General features: G+C 61.7%; 15 protein-coding genes. 11 read left to right on the top strand and 4 right to left on the bottom strand.

Translation table 11 applies throughout. From position 1 onward, the window contains the following. Positions 1 to 214 precede the first annotated feature (214 nt). Positions 215 to 598: a TfoX/Sxy family DNA transformation protein gene (locus MK6180000_RS06020; RefSeq protein WP_138933917.1), complete on the top strand. Its 384-nt coding sequence runs from the start codon at positions 215 to 217 to the stop codon at positions 596 to 598. On the opposite strand, the gene ndk is transcribed toward MK6180000_RS06020, so the two are convergent. Then, positions 565 to 987, bottom strand: a complete 423-nt coding sequence (gene ndk, locus MK6180000_RS06015) for a nucleoside-diphosphate kinase (protein WP_138933916.1) — start codon at positions 985 to 987, stop codon at positions 565 to 567. The two genes, MK6180000_RS06020 and ndk, sit on opposite strands and share 34 nt — an antisense overlap. Before the next feature lie 135 nt (positions 988 to 1,122). Here ndk and MK6180000_RS06010 point away from each other — a divergent pair, with 135 nt between their 5' ends. Genes MK6180000_RS06010 through MK6180000_RS06000 form a run of 3 tightly spaced genes read left to right on the top strand, consistent with a single transcriptional unit; the run spans position 1,123 to position 4,247 of the window. After that, the gene (locus tag MK6180000_RS06010; protein WP_138933915.1) at positions 1,123 to 2,967 is read left to right on the top strand and encodes an ABC-F family ATP-binding cassette domain-containing protein; all 1,845 of its coding nucleotides are present in this window, start codon (positions 1,123 to 1,125) and stop codon (positions 2,965 to 2,967) included. A 40-nt stretch (positions 2,968 to 3,007) separates the two neighbouring features. Then, positions 3,008 to 3,637 carry a MarC family protein gene (locus MK6180000_RS06005; RefSeq protein ID WP_171054558.1) on the top strand — a complete coding sequence of 210 codons (630 nt, stop codon included), beginning with the start codon at positions 3,008 to 3,010 and terminating at the stop codon, positions 3,635 to 3,637. Positions 3,638 to 3,662: 25 nt separating this feature from the next. Continuing rightward, complete coding sequence (locus MK6180000_RS06000) at positions 3,663 to 4,247, top strand: retropepsin-like aspartic protease family protein (RefSeq protein ID WP_138933913.1); 585 nt, start codon at positions 3,663 to 3,665, stop codon at positions 4,245 to 4,247. On the opposite strand, the gene MK6180000_RS05995 is transcribed toward MK6180000_RS06000, so the two are convergent. Together MK6180000_RS05995 and MK6180000_RS05990 are read right to left on the bottom strand one after the other, a co-directional pair. Next, positions 4,244 to 4,714 carry a DNA polymerase III subunit chi gene (locus MK6180000_RS05995; RefSeq protein ID WP_138933912.1) on the bottom strand — a complete coding sequence of 157 codons (471 nt, stop codon included), beginning with the start codon at positions 4,712 to 4,714 and terminating at the stop codon, positions 4,244 to 4,246. The genes MK6180000_RS06000 and MK6180000_RS05995 overlap by 4 nt on opposite strands. Further along, entirely contained in the window at positions 4,714 to 6,186 is a 1,473-nt protein-coding gene (locus tag MK6180000_RS05990) for a leucyl aminopeptidase (protein WP_138933911.1), read from the bottom strand. Before MK6180000_RS05990 ends, MK6180000_RS05995 begins: the two co-directional genes overlap by 1 nt. Before the next feature lie 220 nt (positions 6,187 to 6,406). Here MK6180000_RS05990 and lptF point away from each other — a divergent pair, with 220 nt between their 5' ends. Genes lptF through MK6180000_RS05955 form a run of 7 tightly spaced genes read left to right on the top strand, consistent with a single transcriptional unit; the run spans position 6,407 to position 14,512 of the window. Beyond that, entirely contained in the window at positions 6,407 to 7,519 is a 1,113-nt protein-coding gene (gene lptF / locus MK6180000_RS05985) for an LPS export ABC transporter permease LptF (RefSeq protein WP_138936364.1), read from the top strand. Between the two features lie 10 nt (positions 7,520 to 7,529). Continuing rightward, positions 7,530 to 8,621 carry an LPS export ABC transporter permease LptG gene (gene lptG, locus MK6180000_RS05980; RefSeq protein WP_138933910.1) on the top strand — a complete coding sequence of 364 codons (1,092 nt, stop codon included), beginning with the start codon at positions 7,530 to 7,532 and terminating at the stop codon, positions 8,619 to 8,621. Next, complete coding sequence (locus MK6180000_RS05975) at positions 8,618 to 10,807, top strand: LPS-assembly protein LptD (RefSeq protein ID WP_138933909.1); 2,190 nt, start codon at positions 8,618 to 8,620, stop codon at positions 10,805 to 10,807. Before lptG ends, MK6180000_RS05975 begins: the two co-directional genes overlap by 4 nt. A gap of 5 nt (positions 10,808 to 10,812) precedes the next feature. Beyond that, on the top strand, positions 10,813 to 12,102 hold the full coding sequence (locus tag MK6180000_RS05970; protein WP_138933908.1) for a peptidylprolyl isomerase: 1,290 nt from the start codon (positions 10,813 to 10,815) through the stop codon (positions 12,100 to 12,102). Beyond that, positions 12,102 to 13,091 carry a 4-hydroxythreonine-4-phosphate dehydrogenase PdxA gene (gene pdxA / locus MK6180000_RS05965; RefSeq protein ID WP_138933907.1) on the top strand — a complete coding sequence of 330 codons (990 nt, stop codon included), beginning with the start codon at positions 12,102 to 12,104 and terminating at the stop codon, positions 13,089 to 13,091. The genes MK6180000_RS05970 and pdxA overlap by 1 nt, the downstream gene beginning before the upstream one ends. Then, the gene (rsmA, locus tag MK6180000_RS05960) at positions 13,088 to 13,924 is read left to right on the top strand and encodes a 16S rRNA (adenine(1518)-N(6)/adenine(1519)-N(6))-dimethyltransferase RsmA (protein WP_138933906.1); all 837 of its coding nucleotides are present in this window, start codon (positions 13,088 to 13,090) and stop codon (positions 13,922 to 13,924) included. Before pdxA ends, rsmA begins: the two co-directional genes overlap by 4 nt. Continuing rightward, positions 13,925 to 14,512, top strand: coding sequence for a nucleotidyltransferase family protein (locus tag MK6180000_RS05955; RefSeq protein WP_138933905.1), 588 nt, complete (start codon positions 13,925 to 13,927; stop codon positions 14,510 to 14,512). It begins immediately after the preceding gene. A gap of 119 nt (positions 14,513 to 14,631) precedes the next feature. Here MK6180000_RS05955 and MK6180000_RS05950 read toward each other — a convergent pair whose 3' ends face one another. Next, complete coding sequence (locus tag MK6180000_RS05950) at positions 14,632 to 17,145, bottom strand: Hint domain-containing protein (RefSeq protein WP_138933904.1); 2,514 nt, start codon at positions 17,143 to 17,145, stop codon at positions 14,632 to 14,634. Positions 17,146 to 17,954: the final 809 nt, after the last annotated feature.

Here is a 17,954-nt window from a genome sequence, read left to right as displayed (position 1 = left end):
GCGTGACCCTTTTTAGGAGCAAAGCGATGCCAAGTTCGACCCCAGCGCCCAAGGCGCAAGACGCCAAGGCCGCAGAGCCTGCGCAACCTCAAACCCAGCGAACAGCGACTCACAAGACAGCGAAAAAACCGCAGATCATCTCACGGCAGGTTTTCAGCGACTTCGCCAGTATCTAAGCATTGGAAGTATAGGGTCGCGCGGCTACTCTGAGCCTATGACAGACACGCGCGATCCCGTTTCCTCCATCCGAAATCTCGGCCCTGCCGTAGAGGCAGCTTGCGCGCGTGCAGGTATTCATTCCGCCGAAGCGCTGCGCGACATTGGCCCCGACGCGGGCTATGCGCGGCTGATAGCCTCCGGCACAGCGCCCCACTTTATCGGATATTACGCCATGGTCATGGGCCTTCAGGGGCGCCCATGGAATGATTGTCAGGGCGCCGAGAAATCTGCCCTGCGCGCCCGCTTTGATTACATCAAGAAAACCGCGCAAGTCGCTCATAAAGATGAAAAAGGCCGCACCCCGATGGATGCGGCCCTTGCCGAGATTGGAGTGGTTGAACGAAGTCAGCCGACCAGTTCAAGACCTGCAAAGAAGTAGGCGATTTCTTCGGCCGCCGTCTCTGGCGCATCCGAGCCGTGAACCGAATTCTCGCCGACGCTTTCGGCGAAATCGGCGCGCACGGTGCCGGGGGCCGCATCCTTGGGGTTGGTCGCGCCCATAACTTCGCGGTTTTTCGCGATGGCGCCGTCACCTTCCAGAACCTGCACGACGACCGGGCCGGACGCCATGAAATCGCGCAGTTCGCCGAAAAACGGACGCTCTGCGTGGACCTTATAGAACTCACCCGCCTGGGCCGGGGTCAGATGAATGCGCTTTTGCGCGACGATGCGCAGGCCCGCATCTTCGAACTTGGCGTTGATCTTGCCGGTCAGGTTGCGCTTGGTTGCGTCGGGTTTGATGATGCTCAGTGTGCGTTCGATTGCCATGTCAGCCTCTTGTCTGGAAATGCGGGCCGGGCCTCATGCCCTGCCTCGTGCTATAATCGCGGCACGGGTAGCATGCAGGTGCCCACATGAAAAGGTGCGATTGACGTTGCCGGCTGGCTGGGGCATGGCGTGCGGATGCTGCGTATTGATGACATATCCTACTCCGTCGCGGGTCGCCCGCTGATCGAAAACGCTTCGGCGAGTATCCCGGATGGCCACAAGGTGGGCATCGTGGGCCGCAATGGCACGGGCAAAACCACGCTCTTCCGCATTATCCGCGGCGAGCTGGCGTTAGATGGCGGGGCGATCACCCTGCCCCTGCGGGCCCGTATTGGCGGCGTCTCGCAAGAGGTTCCCGGCAATGAGGTGTCACTGATCGACACCGTGCTCGCGGCCGATACCGAACGCGCCGACCTGATGGCCGAGGCCGAGACTGCAACCGATCCGACCCGCATCGCCGAAGTACAGACGCGCCTGACCGATATCGACGCCTGGGGCGCCGAGGCGCGCGCGGCGTCCATCCTCAAGGGTCTGGGCTTTGACGACGCCGCACAGCGCCAGCCTTGCTCCGCCTTTTCTGGCGGTTGGCGGATGCGCGTAGCGCTGGCGGCCGTCCTCTTTTCGCAGCCAGACCTTTTGCTACTTGATGAGCCGACGAACTATCTGGACCTTGAAGGTGCGCTATGGCTGGAGACGTATCTGGCCCGCTATCCCCATACCGTGCTGATCGTCAGCCACGACCGGGGCCTGCTGAACCGTGCCGTCAATTCAATCCTGCACCTCGAAGATAAAAAACTGACGCTTTACCAGGGCGCCTACGATACCTTTGCCGAAACGCGCGCCGCGCGTCTGGCGGCGCTTGAGAGCGAAGCGAAAAAGCAGGACGCGAGACGCGCGCATCTGCAAAGCTTTGTCGACCGTTTTCGCGCCAAGGCATCCAAGGCCGTCCAAGCGCAGTCGCGCCTCAAGATGATCGCCAAGATGAAGCCGATCACCACCCCGCAAGAGGCCGCACTCAAACGGTTTACCTTCCCGTCACCAGAGGAGCTGTCGCCGCCTATCATCCATATCGAGGGTGGCTCGGTCGGTTATGACGGCACACCCGTTCTGCGTCGTCTGGACCTTCGCATTGATCAGGACGACCGCATCGCCCTGCTGGGCAAGAACGGCGAAGGAAAATCTACTCTTTCCAAGCTTCTAGCAGGAAAACTTGAGGCGATGGGTGGTAAGATGACGACGTCGTCCAAGCTGCGCGTTGGCTTTTTCGCGCAGCATCAGGTCGAGGAACTGCACGTCGACGAGACGCCCATCGACCACATCCGCCGTCTTCGCCCCGGCGAGACACCGTCGCGCCTGCGGTCGCGGCTGGGCGGCTTTGGCATTGGCGCCGAGCAGGCCGAGACGCTGGTCGGCAAGCTATCGGGCGGGCAAAAGGCACGGCTATCGCTGATGCTGGCCACAATCGACGCGCCTCACATGCTGATCCTTGACGAGCCGACGAACCACCTTGATATCGAATCGCGCGAGGCGCTGGTTGAGGCGCTGACTGCGTATACGGGCGCTGTGATCCTCGTCAGTCACGACATGCACCTTCTGTCGCTGGTTGCTGACCGGCTGTGGCTGGTGAAGGACGGCGGCGTTGCCCCCTATGAGGGCGATCTGGAGAGCTATCGCACTATGCTGCTTGCGGGCGACAAGCCCGCAAAACCGGTTAAGGAGCAGAAGGTCAAACGGCCATCGAAGGACGCGATTGCGGGCCTCAAGCAAGACGCGAAGAAATGCGAAGAGCGTGTTGAAAAACTTAACGTAATGACGGAAAAGCTGGCCAAAAAATTGGCTGATCCCGCCATGTACGACGAGGATAACAAAGACGAAGCGACCGTCTGGCAGAAGAAGTATTCCGAGGTCATGGAGGCGCAAACGCGCGCCGAATCTATGTGGATGCGCGCATTGGAGAAACTGGAGCGCGCGCAGGCCTAAGCGCCGCCGCGCGGGCAGACCCGAACGGACGAGGACCATCATGGAAACCACCACGCTGATCACCACCTTCGCCGCACTCTTCATCGTGCTGGACCCGTTTGCGCTGGTGCCTCTCTTCCTTGCCATGACGCGGGGGATGCCGGCCCACAGGCGGCGCACCATCGCGCTGCACTCATGCCTGACGGCGGCGCTGCTGCTCTGCGTTTTTGGGGCGTTCGGCGAGGCGGTGCTGGGCTTCATCGGTATATCGATGCCCGCCTTTCGGATCGCGGGCGGCGTCCTGCTGTTCCTGACCGCGCTGGACATGCTGTTTGAGCGACGCACCAAGCGGCGCGAGGGCCAGGTCGAGGCGGACGATCACGAGGATCCATCAATTTTCCCCCTGGCCATTCCCCTGATCGCAGGCCCCGGCGCCATTGCCACCGTCATCCTGCTGACCGGCGAGAATGAGGGCTATCTGGGCCTGACATGGGTGCTGGGCATGATGCTGTTCGTGATGTGTCTGGTCTACGTGTCGTTCCTGAGCGCAGGAATGCTGGAGCGCGCATTGGGCAAGACTGGGATTAGCGTCGTCACGCGCGTTCTGGGGATGCTGCTGGCAGCGCTGGCGGTGCAGTTCGTGCTGGACGGCCTTCGCGATACTATCATGGTCGGATGGTCTGGCGCCTGACGCGCGCCAGCCTTATCTTGCTAAGATGAACACCAATTTTGATACCGCGAACCTCATCTATCTCATCGTGCTGGGCTGCGCGATCATGATCTGGTTCTTTGCCGCCAACCGCGATTCGCTGGGTAAAACCGTTCAGCAGGCAGCGGTCTGGGGTCTTATTTTTATTGGCGTCATCGCAGCCATCGGCCTATGGGACGATATCAGCGACACGGTCGCGCCGCGCCAATCCATCAACACCGAGCAGGGCCGGATCGAGTTGCCCCGCGCGCCTGACGGGCATTATTATCTGGCGGCAGAAGTCAACGGCGCGCCCGTGCGCTTTGTCGTCGATACCGGGGCCAGTGACATCGTCCTCAGCCGCGAGGATGCGATCGCGGCGGGTCTGCACCCAGACGATCTGAACTTTACCGGGCAGGCCAGTACAGCCAACGGCATCGTGCGCACCGCGCCCGTGCGGCTGGACAGCATCGCTGCCGGCGGCCTGACCGACCGGGATGTGCGCGCGGTCGTCAACTCGGGCGAATTGCGCGAGTCGCTGCTGGGTATGGGGTATCTAGAACGGTTTACCAGCGTTCATATCACTGGCGGCACCTTGGTGCTGCAGCGTTAGGAGGCTTCTTTTTCGGCCTTCTTCTCCCACCTGCCCGACGCCTCGGACCAGTATTGCGCAGCGCAGCCCGCGTCGGTCAGCGCCTTCCATTGGGTGCGCGCGTGGGCGATGGCAGCATCATCATTACCGTCGAAGATCACGCAAACCCGGTCGAGGGTTTGCACCTCGCCGGGCGTCACATCCGCGCCCGCCACCGTCATCAGGCAAGTGGCACCGTTCGGCATATCCGCGCCCGTGGTTAGCAGGATCGGCTGGTCCGCCTCATGCGGCTGGCCCGCGCGGCCATGGGGCAGAAACGCCTCATCGCCGTCCTGTTGCCACAGCGCCTCGTCCAGATTGTCCATCTGGGCCGCCTCAGCCCCCCGAACGGCCACGCGCCAGCCTGCGCCGCGCGCCTTGTCCAAAAGCATGGCCAAGGTCACCTCTAGCGGCGCTTGGGTCAGATGATAGAAATAGGCGGCGCCCATCAATCCTGCTCAAGCATGTCCGCGACGAGGCGGTTCAGCGCCATAACGCCCCAGCCCGTCGCGCCCTTGGGGGCATAATCAGTGTCGGATTTCACCGACGCGACACCGGCGATATCCAGATGGATCCACGGCATTCCGTCCTGGACAAAACGTTTGAGGAACTGTGCCGCAGTGATCGATCCTGCGGGCCGTCCGCCGACGTTCTTCATATCCGCGATCTGGCTCTTTAGCTGGTCGTCATAGGCCTGCCCCATGGGCATCCGCCACGCGCCTTCGCCCTCGGTGCCCGCAGCCTTGAGGAACGCGGCCGACAGCGTGTCATCATTGCTGAAAACGCCCGCGTTTTCGTGGCCCAGACCGATGATAATGGCCCCCGTCAGCGTTGCCAGATCAATCATAGCGCGAGGCTTGTACGTCTCTTGCGCGTACCACATGACATCGGCCAGAACCAAACGCCCCTCGGCGTCAGTATTGATAATCTCCACCGTGTCGCCCTTCATTGAGGTTACCACATCGCCAGGGCGCGTTGCGCGCTCGGACGGCATGTTTTCAACCAGGCCGACGAGGCCTACAACATTCGCGCGCGCCTTGCGCTGCGCCAGCGTGCGCATGACGCCAGCGACGACGCCAGCGCCGCCCATATCCATGGTCATGTCCTCCATGCCCGCAGCAGGCTTGAGGCTGATGCCGCCCGTGTCAAACACGACGCCCTTGCCGACCAGCGCGAGCGGCGCATCGCCGTCTTTGCCGCCCATCCATTCCATAATCGCCATTTTGGTGGGGCTGGCACTGCCGAGGCCGACGCTCAGCAGGCAGCCCATGCCGAGGGCCTCCAGCTTGTCCTCCTCCAGCACGGTGACTTTTAGACCCAGCTTCTCCATATCCTTGATACGGCTGGCAAATTCGGTGGTAGTCAGATGGTTGGCAGGCTCACTGACCAGATCACGGGTGAAAAAGACGCCCTCGGCGACCGCGCGTGCATCATCGGCTTGGGTCTGGGCGCTGTCTGCCTTGGAGACCATGATCGTCACATCACCCAGCGCCTTTTTCGCGCCCGTTTTGCGCGCGGTAAAGCTGTAGGCCCGCAAGGCGATGCCCTGCATCAGATCAACGGCGCGTGTTTGTGAGGCGGCCAGCACGGTCATGCCCCCTTCGCCCAGCAGCTTGCCAAGGGCGGCGCCGGCGCGGCGGGCTTCAAGCGCGGTCGCGCGCGGCTCAAGGAATAGCACATCGACGGCCTCCGCCTTGAGGCCCGCAGGCCATGCCAGCGTTTTGACCTCGCCAGATTTCATGCCCTCCAGCGCGCCGCCCTCAACCATCCGCGCCAGCGCGCCTTTCGCCAGTTTGTTCACGCGGCGCGCGCCTGCGTTCAGCGTGCCGTCCTTGCCGATCACGACGGCGATCCGGCCTGTGGCATCTGCGATTGCGTCTAGATCAGTCTCGATGATGCGGGTCTTTGCGGGCGTGGTCATGTGGCGGCTCCTTGAGGGGTGGGCTAGGGGCAGTGCGCGGATGCGGCTGGCCGGTCATTTGGTGTCTGCGGCGGACTGTGCCGATTTTGCGGCTGAGTGCAATGGCGCGCATCGCGTGCGCCGATCCCGCTTTAGCAGTTTTCCCGCGCGGCCAAATCGGATAGCTTGCCGCTAGATATAGGGTTTCGAGGGGAATGAGGTGGCCAGATTCGACAGATACATGCTGTCGCAATTCATGGTGCTGTTCGGCTTTTTCGCATTGGTTTTGGTTTCGATCTTTTGGATCAACAAGGCTGTCCGCATGTTCGACCGCGTCATTAGCGACGGACAGTCGGCTTGGGTATTTGCCGAACTGACCGTGCTGACATTGCCTGCGGTCATCGGCGTTGTGCTGCCTATCGCGACCTTCGCAAGCGCCGTCTACGTGACCAACCGCCTTTCAACTGAAAGCGAGCTGACCGTGATGCAAGCCACTGGCTATTCGCCGGGGCGCATGGCGCGGCCAGTGCTCTATTACGGCCTTGTCGTAGCTGCCATGATGACGCTGCTGGCGCATGTGCTGGTCCCGCTCAGCCTGCAGCAGCTAGAGGTGCGGCGCGGCGAAGTATCAAGCAACATCACCGCCAAGCTATTGACGGAGGGCGAATTTTTGCATCCCGCCTCTGGCGTCACATTCTACATCCGCGAGATTACGCCGGATGGCGAGTTGCGCAATGTGTTCCTATCGGACCGTCGCCGCCCGGCCGCGCCGACGACCTATACGTCGGCCACGGCATATCTAGTGCAACAGGGCGGCGGGACCAAGCTGGTTATGCTGAACGGCCTCGCGCAAAACGTGGAGGCAACCGGCCAGCGCCTCTTTACCACGCATTTTGACGATTTTTCCTATGATATCAGTCGCCTCGTGTCGCAGAACGCGTTGAACATCGACCGTATCGCCTTCGCCATGACGCCTGAATTGATCCGCGATCCTGCCGGTGTGGCGGAGCGCACCAATGTCAGCCTGGGTACTGCTGTGTCGATGCTGCATGGGCGCTTTGTTCAGGCGATGATGTGCGTCGTGGCGGCGCTGGTCGGCTTTGCCACACTGCTTCAGGGCGGGTTCAGCAGGTTTGGGGTGTGGCGGCAGATCGTCACTGCGCTTGTTTTGCTGATCGGGGTCAAACTGGTCGAGGGCGCCGTCGCAGGGCCCGTGCTGGCCGCGCCCGAGATGTGGCCGCTGCTATATCTGCCGATCTTGGTGGGCGGCGCGCTGTCGTGGCTATTGCTCTATTCGGCGGCCAATCCCAGCCTGCTGCGCCGCCTGAGCGGCGCTCGCGTCGCCGCGCCATGAGGATGCATCCATGACCCTGCATCTTTACTTTGCACGCAAGTTTCTGTGGACCTATCTGGGCATCACCGCCGTTTTCGTTGTGATACTGGGCCTGATCGACATGGTCGACGAGTTGCAGGATTTTCCTGAACTGCCCGTCTGGGACGTAGCCGAAATCGTGCTGCTGAACCTTCCGCATGCCAATTACGAGATCCTGCCGCTGGTGATGATCCTCGCATCTGTTGCACTGTTCGTGCGTCTAGCGCGGTCGTCCGAAATGGTGGTTGTGCGTGCGTCCGGCCTGTCAGGCCTGCGCGGTATAAGCGCGCCCATGTTGATGGCGGCACTGGTCGGGTTGGTGTCGATCACGGTGTTTAATCCGTTAGTCGCCGCATCGTCCAAGCGCTATCACGACCTCGTTGCCAGCTATAGGGGCGACGGCACCAACGTCCTTGCGCTTGCATCCGAAGGACTGTGGCTGCGCCAAGGCAGCGCGTCGGGCCAGACCGTTATTCACGCCGACGCCGCCAGCGCGGACGTGTCCGAGTTATTTGATGCTACGTTCCTTTCCTTCTCGCCAGACGGCGAACCGATCCGCCGCATTTCGGCCCGGCGCGCATCGCTGGGCGTAGGCGAGTGGGTGCTGGAGGACGTCAAGCTTTGGCAGTTGTCGATGGGCGCCAATTCCGAGGCAGGGGCCGAGCGCCTGGCCAGCATGACTGTGCCGTCTGCGCTAACGCGCGAGGGCATCGTCGACAGCTTTGGCAAGCCGGAATACATCCCGATCTGGGATTTACCCGACTTCATCGCCAATCTGGAGGAGGCTGGATTTTCCGCCCGCCGCTATGCCGTGTGGTACCAGATGGAACTGGCGCGCCCGATTTTCCTGATGGCGTTGGTGTTGGTCGCCGCGGCCTTCACCATGCGGCATGTGCGCACCACCAATACCGGCGCGTCGGTGCTTGTGGCGATCATGCTGGGATTCTCGCTGCATTACATCCGCAACTTTGCGCAGGTCTTGGGTGAAAACGGTCAAATCCCCGTCATTCTCGCAGCTTGGGCGCCGCCTGCCGCGTCTTTGATGCTTGCCCTCGGCATCGTTCTGCATATGGAGGACGGATGACGCCCGTTTTACGCCTCCTTATCCTGCTGTTGGCCATCTTGCCCGCTCTTGCGCTGGCGCAGGATCGCGGGGCCACGCCTGCGGCCCCTGCCCCGGCGCTGCTGATCGCCGACGACGTGTTCATTGATGGCGGCACAACGCTGGTCGCGGACGGCAATGTCGAGGCGGTCTATGATGGCCAGCGCCTGAAGGCGCGGCGCATTGCCTATGATCGCGATACCGGGCGGCTGGAAATTATTGGGCCGCTGACCTTGTTCGACGGTCAATACACGACCGTTCTGGCCGACTCTGCCGCGCTTGATAGCGATCTGCGCAACGGCATCCTGACTGGCGCGCGGGTGGTTATGGACGACCAATTGCAGCTGGCCGCAAATCAGGTGAACCGCGTCGATGGCCGGTACTCGCAACTCTACAAGGCTGCCGTTACGTCCTGCCGCGTCTGCGCCGATGGAACGACGCCACTATGGCAGATCCGCGCGCGGCGCGTCATTCACGATTCGGAAACCCGGCAACTCTACCTTGATGGGGCGCAGTTCCGCATCAAGAACGTGCCGATCGCGTACTTCCCACGTCTGCGGCTGCCCGACCCGACAGTGACGCGCGCGACCGGCTTCTTGGCGCCCACGCTCTATAATACCTCGTTGCTGGGATTTGGCATCAAGGTGCCGTATTTTATCCGCATCGGCGACGACAAGGATCTGACGCTGACGCCCTACTACGCGACCCAGACGCGCACGCTGGAATTCAGATATCGCCAAGCCTTTGCAAAAGGCGATATCGAATTTAACGGCGCGTTTAGTGACGATGATCTGAATCGGCGCGACCGGCGCGCCTATCTGTTCGGAAGCGGCACGTTTAAGCTGCCGCGCGACTATACGCTGCGCTTTAACATCGAGACGGTCAAGGACGATGCCTATCTCGTCGATTACGATTATTCCGGCAAGGATCGCCTTGATAGCGGCGTCTCGGTCGAGCGGGTGCGCCGCGACGAATGGCGCCGTGCCGCGCTGACCTATTATCACACGTTAGGCGTCGATCAAAGCAACAGCACATTGCCCAGCGGTGTTGGCGATTTAGACTATGAGAAGCGATACTTTCCGGCTCGCATCGGCGGCGAGCTTCGGTTTTCGGCGCAAGTGCATGGGCATTACCGCTCCTCCTCGCTGCGCACGGACGGGACGGACTATGATCTATTTGCCGATGGGCGCGATGTCGCGCGCCTGACCACCACCGCCGAATGGTTGCGCAACTGGACACTGCTGGGCGGCCTGCGCGCAGGTGTGCAGGCAGGTGTCGCAGTCGATCATATCGAGGTCTACGGCGCTGGCACCACATCGCTCAGCTCAATAACGCAGGCGACCCCCGCCATTGGTGTGACCCTGCGCTATCCCCTGTCCAAGACAGCAGCGAGCGGAACCGTTCACGTCGTTGAGCCGGTGATGCAACTGGCGTGGGCGGGCGGCGAGACGCTCAACATCGCCAATGACGAAAGCACGCGCACCGAATTCGACGAGGGCAATCTGCTGTCGCTGTCGCGCTTCATGTCGGCCGACCGCCGCGAGCGGGGGGCAAGCGCCGTCTATGGCCTAAGCTGGACAAGGTTCGCGCCCGGCGGACTGCGCAGCACGCTGAGCATGGGCCAGGTTGTTCGCGACCGCACCCAGCGCGAGGCGACGGGCGAACAGACGTTTTCGATATCGTCAGGTTTGCAAGGCACCACGTCGGATCTGCTGGTCGCGGGCCAAATTGCTACGCAAAGCGGTCTGACCCTTACAGCGCGTAGTCTGCTGAACGGCTTTGCCGACGCCACCAGCGCCGAAGCGCGCGCCAGTTGGAGTAACTCGGCGCTGAATCTGGGCGCGACCTATATCTGGCTGCGGTCTGACCCGCAGCAAGATCGCCTTGGGACCATATCGGAATGGGCATTCGACGGATCCTACCGTGTGTCGCGGCACTGGACGGGCAGCGCCGAATGGCGTTATGACGTGGCCAACGACAGCAACATTACGGCAGGCGTCGGCGTGACTTATACCAATGAATGCGTTGATGTCTCGCTTTCGGCCTCGCGCCGCTTCACCTCTTCCACTATCCTCGAGCCGTCGACGGACATCTCTTTGACCGTCGGCCTGCGCGGCTTCAGCGCCCGCGCCGAGGACAAAAGCTATGTTCGGGAATGCAAAAGATGACCTCTATGACCACGACTGCAACTAACGCAATGCGCGCCACCTTGCTTGGCTTGGCAGTGTCGCTCACTGCCGCTCCACTGGCCGCGCCAAATGCCGCAATGGCCCAAGGGTTGTTTGATCCGGTGATCAAGGTCGATGGCGCCGCCATTACCCGCTACGAGCTGGACCAGCGTGCCAAGCTGCTGAAACTGCTGCGCGCACCGGCCGATCCCACGCGCCTTGCCCGCGAGCAACTGATCGAGGACCGGCTGAAGGCCACCGCAGGCGACGCGCAAGGGGTTGTCATCAGCGACGAACAGATCCTCGCCGGCATGAAGAATTTCGCAGCCCAGGGTGGCCTTGAGGCCGATCAGATGATCACTCTGTTAGAACGCGGCGGCGTGTCCAAGGAAACGTTCGAAGCCTTCGTCCGCTCGGGCCTGATCTGGCGCGAAGTGACGCAGGCGCGCTTTGGCGCCCGCGTGTCCGTCAGCGAGGCCGATCTGCAACGCGCCCGCGCGGCCAACACAGACGGCACGGGCATCCGCGTCCTGCTATCAGAGATCATCATCCCCTTCGAGGGCGCAGGCGAAGAGCAGGTCATGGCGCGCGCGCGCCAAATTGCTGACCTGACCTCGACCGCTGCGTTCAGCGCGCAGGCCCGGCAAGTGTCGGCGACGCAGACCCGTGATGCGGGCGGGCTGCTGCCATGGCAGGCGGTCACCAATCTGCCACCAGTTCTGCGGCCTCTGGTGCTTGGCCTTGCGCCCGGCGAAGTAACCGATCCCTTGCCACTGGACGGTGCCGTTGCGCTGTTCCAATTGCGCGATATCGAGGAAACGGACACGCCCGAGCGCGCCTATAGCGCGATTGAATACGCCGCCTATTACATCCCCGGCGGCCGGACCCCGGCGGCCCTAAGCCGGGCTGCGCAAGTCGCGGCCCAGACCGACACCTGCGACGACCTATACGGGATCGCAAAGGGCCAGCCCGCCAACGTGCTGGAGCGCGGCACAAAGGCACCGGGCGAGATACCAAACGACATTGCCATTTCGCTGTCGCGGCTTGATCCCGGCGAGGTATCGTATGATGTGACGCGCGCGAATGGCCAGACATTGGTCCTGCTGATGATGTGCGGGCGCAACAACACCCCAGAAGTAGCCGCGCCCGCGGGCGAAGTTGGCGAGGATGGCCAAGCCGCCGCGCCCGACCAGACCGAGCAGTTGTCGCAGCAAATCGCCGCGCGCCGACTGGAATCGTTCGCAGATGGCTATCTGGAGCGGTTGAAGGCCGAGGCGCGGATTATCGAGTACTAATGGCTGCCATAGCCCCGGCCAAATCCAACTCTCAGCCTATCGCCCTCAGCTGCGGCGAGCCGTCGGGCGTCGGCCCTGAACTGGCGCAAAAGGCGTGGGAGGCGCTGGGACCGTCCCTGCCCTTTTTCTGGATCGGCGATCCATCGCACCTGCCTGCGGGCTGCCCTGTCACCCTGATCGACAGGCCGGGCCAAGTGGCGGGCGCGACTGGGTTGCCTGTGCTGCCCCTCCCCATGCAAGGCGCGCTGACCCCCGGCATCCCAAATCCTGCCCATGCGCAGGGCGTCATCGACGCAATCGCGCGCGGTGTCGATCTGGTCCGCAGCGGTGAGGCGTCGGCGCTCTGCACCGCGCCTATCCACAAAAAGGCGCTGTCGGACGGTGCGGGCTTTGCCCATCCCGGCCATACCGAATATCTGGCTGCGCTGACTGGCACGCCCCGCGTTGTGATGATGTTGGCCAGTGAGCAGTTGCGCGTTGTGCCGACCACGATCCATATTCCGCTGTCCGAAGTGCCCGCCGCGCTGACGCGCGAGTTACTGCTGGATACGATCCGCATCACGCACGCCGGACTGATCCGCGATTTTGGCATTCTCGCGCCTCGCATCGCCGTCGCCGGGCTAAACCCACATGCTGGCGAAGGCGGCAAGATGGGCCGCGAGGAACTGGACCTGATTGCGCCGGTCATTGCCGAACTGCAGACCGGCGGGATGGATCTGATTGGGCCGATGTCCGCTGATACGATGTTTCACGCCGCCGCACGCGCACACTATGACGCGGCGATCTGTATGTATCACGATCAGGCTCTTATCCCAATCAAGACGCTGGATTTTGACCGGGGCGTTAATGTGACGCTGGGCCTGCCTATCGTGCGTACGTCGCCCGATCACGGCACCGCGCTGGATATTGCCGGGCGCGGTATTGCCAATCCCACGTCGCTGATCGAAGCGCTGAAAATGGCCGCGCGCATGGGCGCAGCCCGCGTATGAGCATCGATGCGCTGCCCCCTCTACGCGCCGTCATTGAGGCGCATGAGTTAAGCGCGCGTAAGTCGCTGGGCCAAAACTTCCTGCTAGATCTGAACCTGACGGCCAAGATTGCGCGCCTCGCGGGTGATCTGGAAAATTGCGACGTGATTGAGATCGGCCCTGGCCCCGGCGGCCTGACGCGCGGCCTGCTGGCCGAGGGCGCGCGTCATGTGCTGGCAATTGAAAAGGACCCCCGCTGCCTGCCCGCACTGGCCGAGATTGCCGAGGCATATCCCGGCCGCCTAACCGTGATTGAGGGTGACGCACTGAAAGTTGATCCGCTCCAGCACCTGACCCCGCCCATCCGGGTGGCTGCGAACCTGCCCTACAATATCGGGACAGAGTTGCTGGTGCGCTGGCTAACTCCCGACACTTGGCCGCCCTACTGGCAGTCCCTAAGCCTGATGTTTCAGCGCGAAGTGGCCGAACGGATCGTCGCCGTGCCCGGCTCCAAGGCGTATGGTCGCCTTGCCCTTTTGGCGCAGTGGCGGGCCGAGCCGCGTGTTGTCATGCACCTGCCACCGGGCGCGTTCTCGCCCCCGCCCAAAGTGTCTAGCGCTGTTGTGCATCTGACGGCTCTGGCCCAGCCGCGCTATCCCGCAGAGGCCAAGCTGCTGGAGCGGACAGTCGCCATGGCATTCAACCAACGTCGCAAGATGTTGCGCTCTGCGCTCAAGGGGCTGGCACCTGATATCGAGGATCGGCTGGTCGCATCGGGTATCAAGCCGACGGACCGCGCAGAGACTATCGGGCTAGAGCAGTTTTGCGCGCTGGCCCGCACTCTGGAGAGCTGAGTGACTTGCGCGATCTTGCTGCCTGCCGCAGGGGCATCGTCCCGAATGGACGGGCGCGATAAGCTGTTGGAAATCGTGGACGGCAAGCCGCTATTAGTGCGGCAGGCCCTTCGCGCGCTTGCCACCGGCGCGCCCGTCTACGTCACCACCCGGCATGATCGTCCGGCGCGGATCGCAGCGCTCGATAGTTTAGATGTGGCTCAGGTTCATGTCGCAGACCCCGATCAGGGGTTGTCTGCATCAATCCGCGCGGGTGTAGCGGCGCTACCCGGCGATGTGACCGCGCTGCTGGTTCTGCTGCCCGATCTGCCTGATATTGAGACGGCAGATTTGCACACGATGATTGCCGCACAGGTCGCCGCGCCGGATCAGATCCTACGCGCTACGGCCCAGGACGGAACACCCGGCCATCCCACAATATTTCCACGTTCATTATTTGCTGCTCTTGGCACCCTTACGGGCGATACCGGCGCGCAAGTGCTGCTGCGCAAGGAAGGGTTCACGCCTGTCCCCTTGCTTGGCAACCGCGCTATTACTGACCTCGACACACCCAAGGATTGGGCGCTGTGGCGTGCGGCGCGGGACTGACCGCCTGCAAGACGCATCTGATTTGCATCCTCCAAAAACGAAGCAATCCCGGCGCTAGGCCGAGATTGTTTCCGTTTTGCCGTCGATAAAGCCTCAGCACCCTGTCTGGCGGGCTTGGCCTACCTGGTCAGCAGGCGCGTCTCATGCTTCTTGAGCGAGCGGCGGGCGGATTGGTAAGCTTCGACACCCTCAAGATCGCGCAGTTCGGGAAAGAGGCTGTAGATCTCATCGCGCTGCGCGGTGCCCATGCTATCCAATGTCTGCTGGCCGGGTTGGAAGCTTTCGGTCCAGCACCCGTTGGACAGCACCACCTCGTGCTGGTCAAACATGAAGTGGATATAGCTGATCGCGCCGGTATCCACCGCATCCACACCCTCAAGGTCCGTCAGGTGCTTGGCCGAGGCCAGCACTTCGCGATCCTCGAAATAGAGCGCTGTTTTCTCGTTGTTCATCAGCACCCGGTGATTGGGGCTGACTAGCAGGTCACGCTCGGGCAGTCCGCGGCCCAAGGCGCCGGCCCGGATCAGGACAGGCTTTAGCTGCGGCGCCTGAAGCAGTTCCGCCCCCGCCAGATCGCGCCGACCAATCCAGCGGATTTCCTGCAGACCGTTGTCGCGCGTGATGACACGGTCGCCGACTTGCAGGTTCTCGACCGCACGCTCACCCTTGGGGGTGGCAATCACGGTGCCTAGCGTAAAGCAGGGTATGATGCTTTCGATCTCTTTAAAAGTCAGTGAACCTGTGGTGGCGCCTGCCCCATCGAGGAAGTTTACGGTGCCGCTGGTCGAATTGCCATCGGCGTCTACGGTCTGGCCAACAATTTCGAATCTGCCCACGCCGGTCAGATCCAGCGTGTCGAAATCGTCACCGCGCGATCCGCCATCGGCGATATCACCGTTGCCGTCGGCGGCAGTCCCGATGATGAACGTATCCCGGCCTGCATCGCCCCGCATCGTATCGGCGCCTGCACCGCCTATGATGGTGTCGTTGTCGGCACCGCCCTCGATCAGATCGTTACCATCGCCACCGCCGAGAAAGTCGTTCCCTTGATCGCCGCTAATCGTGTCGTTGCCATCACCGCCAAGGATACTATCGTTACCATTCTGGCCACGAATGAAATCATCGCCAATGCCGCCCTCGATCGTGTCGTTGCCTCTGCCGCCATTCAGGTTATCATCGCCCTCATTGCCGCGTAGCACGTCGTCGCCGTCCAGGCCGAACACAGTGTCGTTGCCGGCGCCAGCCTCGACGATATCGTCGTTTGAGCCGACATTTCCAAGGATCGCGTCATTCGCATCGATACGGTCGCCGTCGGGGTCGCCAGTATAACCCAGATCAATCAGGTCGTCGCCATCGGTGCCGGCAACTATGCCGTCGGGCGCGGGCGCATCGGGCAGGATCAGGTTTTCGATCTCGGTAAACGTGCTGGTGCCAGTCACGGCGCCTTGAGCGTCGAGGTATTCGACCGTGCCGCTAACCGAATTCCCATCGGCATCGTCCGTCAGGCCGACCACGCGCAGCGGGCCACTACCCGACAGGTCGAGCGTGTCGTTGTCGTCGCCGCCAGCGCCGCCATCGACCACATCGCCAGCAGTGCCACCGATGATGCTGTCCGCGCCGTCGCCGCCCGAAATCACGTCCGCACCTGCACCGCCGCTCAGAACGTCAGCGCCGCCCTCACCCAACAGAGTATCGTCGCCGTCGCCGCCGTTGAGGGTATCGTCACCCTCGGCTACTTCGGGGTAGCTGTCGTAATAGACGTCCGTCACCTTGATGCCCGAGGTCCGCGGGCCATCCTGGCTGTGCACAACTTCAACCCGCGCGACGGGACCGGGAATATCAATCAGGATCGAATATTTAGCGTCGTCGTCAGAGCCATAGCTGCCATTGGCGTCAGCCGTTTCGGCGCCGGCCACGCTGTCATTATCCAGCAAGGTTACGCGCGATCCGCCGGTCAGATTGACAAGGATGCTGTTGCCGCTTTCATCAAACGCCCGCACCTGCACCACGCCGTCACCGTCGATGTCATTGATGCGAAACGATACATTTTCGACCGGGTTCGAGAAGTCTAGGCCGAATGTAGTGCTGGCACCCTCGCTTAGCAGGCTGTCCAGCGAGCTGCATGCATTGGCCGTGCCTGCGCCGCCGGTATTGATACCCGAGACGAGATTTGAGCTAGGGTTATAGACGGTCGGGCCGCCCGACGTGCTGGTGAAAGACACGTTAACGTTGCCTGTATCCTGCTGGAACGAGGTCAGCGCGTCGCCGTTGTCGATGCCCGAACGGCCGCCGCCGTTGGGATCGGGCGCATCGCTCCACTTAAAGGCTTCGCGGCTCGCGATATTGTCGGTGATGTCGCGATCGCCGACCAAGAGGTCATTGCCCGCGCCGCCATCCAGGCTGTCGTCGCCCGCACCGCCGAACACTTCGTCGTTGCCTGCGCCCGCAGCGACCACATCATTGCCATCGCCTGCATTGATGATGTCATCGTCACCGTTCTCGCCTGCAAGGTGAGCATCGCCGCCATCAACGACATCGCAATCTGCGTCGGCAGTGTATGTATTGTCGATTATGTCGTTCCCGGTGGTTCCGTCTACGACGCCAGTGCCGGTGTCCGTTCTATCGATAGCCATAACTTTATCCTCATACACCACCGTTGCCGGCACACCGCAAAGAGCGGTCATTACACAACGCCGCCGATTAGGGCAGCGGCCAGATTGCGGCCCTCAGGCCGCGCACCTCTTCTGAGGGAGAGTGGCGTGTGCAGATGCACTATCGCCGCGCAGGACAGACCTGCGATTGTCGTGTTTTACACGGTTCTCGTAGAGAGGTAGCGCGTGCGCGACTGCCACATCCGCAACGATGTGTGTTTCGCGCGGCCGCCTCCGTGACCACAAACATTTGCCCCCCAGTTGGGCTAGTTCCGTTTAAGTCACACACGCCGTCTTGCCCAATGAATTTTGATCGAAATGTGGCAATTAAATGGCGATGCACCCTGTGGAAAAACCCGCATACCGTGTTTTTTCACTTATCCACAGGGGTCTGAAATCGCCCGAAAATTCGATTAAATAATCGTAAAAAGCAAATTATTGCGAGGAAATTCGCTCGCTGCATGAATTCAATCACACGTTTAAGTTGTGGGAAAAGACACACGAATGCTGCACGGAAGGCTGAATTGTGACATAAATTAGGCAACAGTTATGGTAAATGTGGCGCGCTGATATGGCAACAATCACCCGCCATATTGCAAATTTGTTCCAGATTGGAAACGGGCCCATTCGAATCGACGGATCGTGGTCTGAATCGCCGCGGATTTGGGAAAACTGCTCTTGTAGCGAGGGCCGTCGGCGATGGCGTTGAGACTGGGCTAGACCGTGGAAAATCAGGCACACGCTGCCCCGCCGCTATAGCGTGCAATTGCTGGGTAATTGTCACCATCAGC

It is taken from the genome of Roseovarius arcticus (assembly GCF_006125015.1).
Classification (GTDB): domain Bacteria; phylum Pseudomonadota; class Alphaproteobacteria; order Rhodobacterales; family Rhodobacteraceae; genus Roseovarius; species Roseovarius arcticus.
Note: the sequence above shows the minus strand (reverse complement) of the source record. Positions and strands in the feature narration are given on the sequence as shown.

Bases quoted from the DNA above. Each gene is read 5' to 3' on its own strand.
- MK6180000_RS06020 (WP_138933917.1), top strand. From the start codon at position 215: ATGACAGACACGCGCGATCCCGTTTCCTCCATCCGAAATCTCGGCCCT.
- ndk (WP_138933916.1), bottom strand. From the start codon at position 987: ATGGCAATCGAACGCACACTGAGCATCATCAAACCCGACGCAACCAAG.
- MK6180000_RS06010 (WP_138933915.1), top strand. From the start codon at position 1,123: ATGCTGCGTATTGATGACATATCCTACTCCGTCGCGGGTCGCCCGCTG.
- MK6180000_RS06005 (WP_171054558.1), top strand. From the start codon at position 3,008: ATGGAAACCACCACGCTGATCACCACCTTCGCCGCACTCTTCATCGTG.
- MK6180000_RS06000 (WP_138933913.1), top strand. From the start codon at position 3,663: ATGAACACCAATTTTGATACCGCGAACCTCATCTATCTCATCGTGCTG.
- MK6180000_RS05995 (WP_138933912.1), bottom strand. From the start codon at position 4,714: ATGGGCGCCGCCTATTTCTATCATCTGACCCAAGCGCCGCTAGAGGTG.
- MK6180000_RS05990 (WP_138933911.1), bottom strand. From the start codon at position 6,186: ATGACCACGCCCGCAAAGACCCGCATCATCGAGACTGATCTAGACGCA.
- lptF (WP_138936364.1), top strand. From the start codon at position 6,407: ATGCTGTCGCAATTCATGGTGCTGTTCGGCTTTTTCGCATTGGTTTTG.
- lptG (WP_138933910.1), top strand. From the start codon at position 7,530: ATGACCCTGCATCTTTACTTTGCACGCAAGTTTCTGTGGACCTATCTG.
- MK6180000_RS05975 (WP_138933909.1), top strand. From the start codon at position 8,618: ATGACGCCCGTTTTACGCCTCCTTATCCTGCTGTTGGCCATCTTGCCC.
- MK6180000_RS05970 (WP_138933908.1), top strand. From the start codon at position 10,813: ATGACCACGACTGCAACTAACGCAATGCGCGCCACCTTGCTTGGCTTG.
- pdxA (WP_138933907.1), top strand. From the start codon at position 12,102: ATGGCTGCCATAGCCCCGGCCAAATCCAACTCTCAGCCTATCGCCCTC.
- rsmA (WP_138933906.1), top strand. From the start codon at position 13,088: ATGAGCATCGATGCGCTGCCCCCTCTACGCGCCGTCATTGAGGCGCAT.
- MK6180000_RS05950 (WP_138933904.1), bottom strand. From the start codon at position 17,145: ATGGCTATCGATAGAACGGACACCGGCACTGGCGTCGTAGACGGAACC.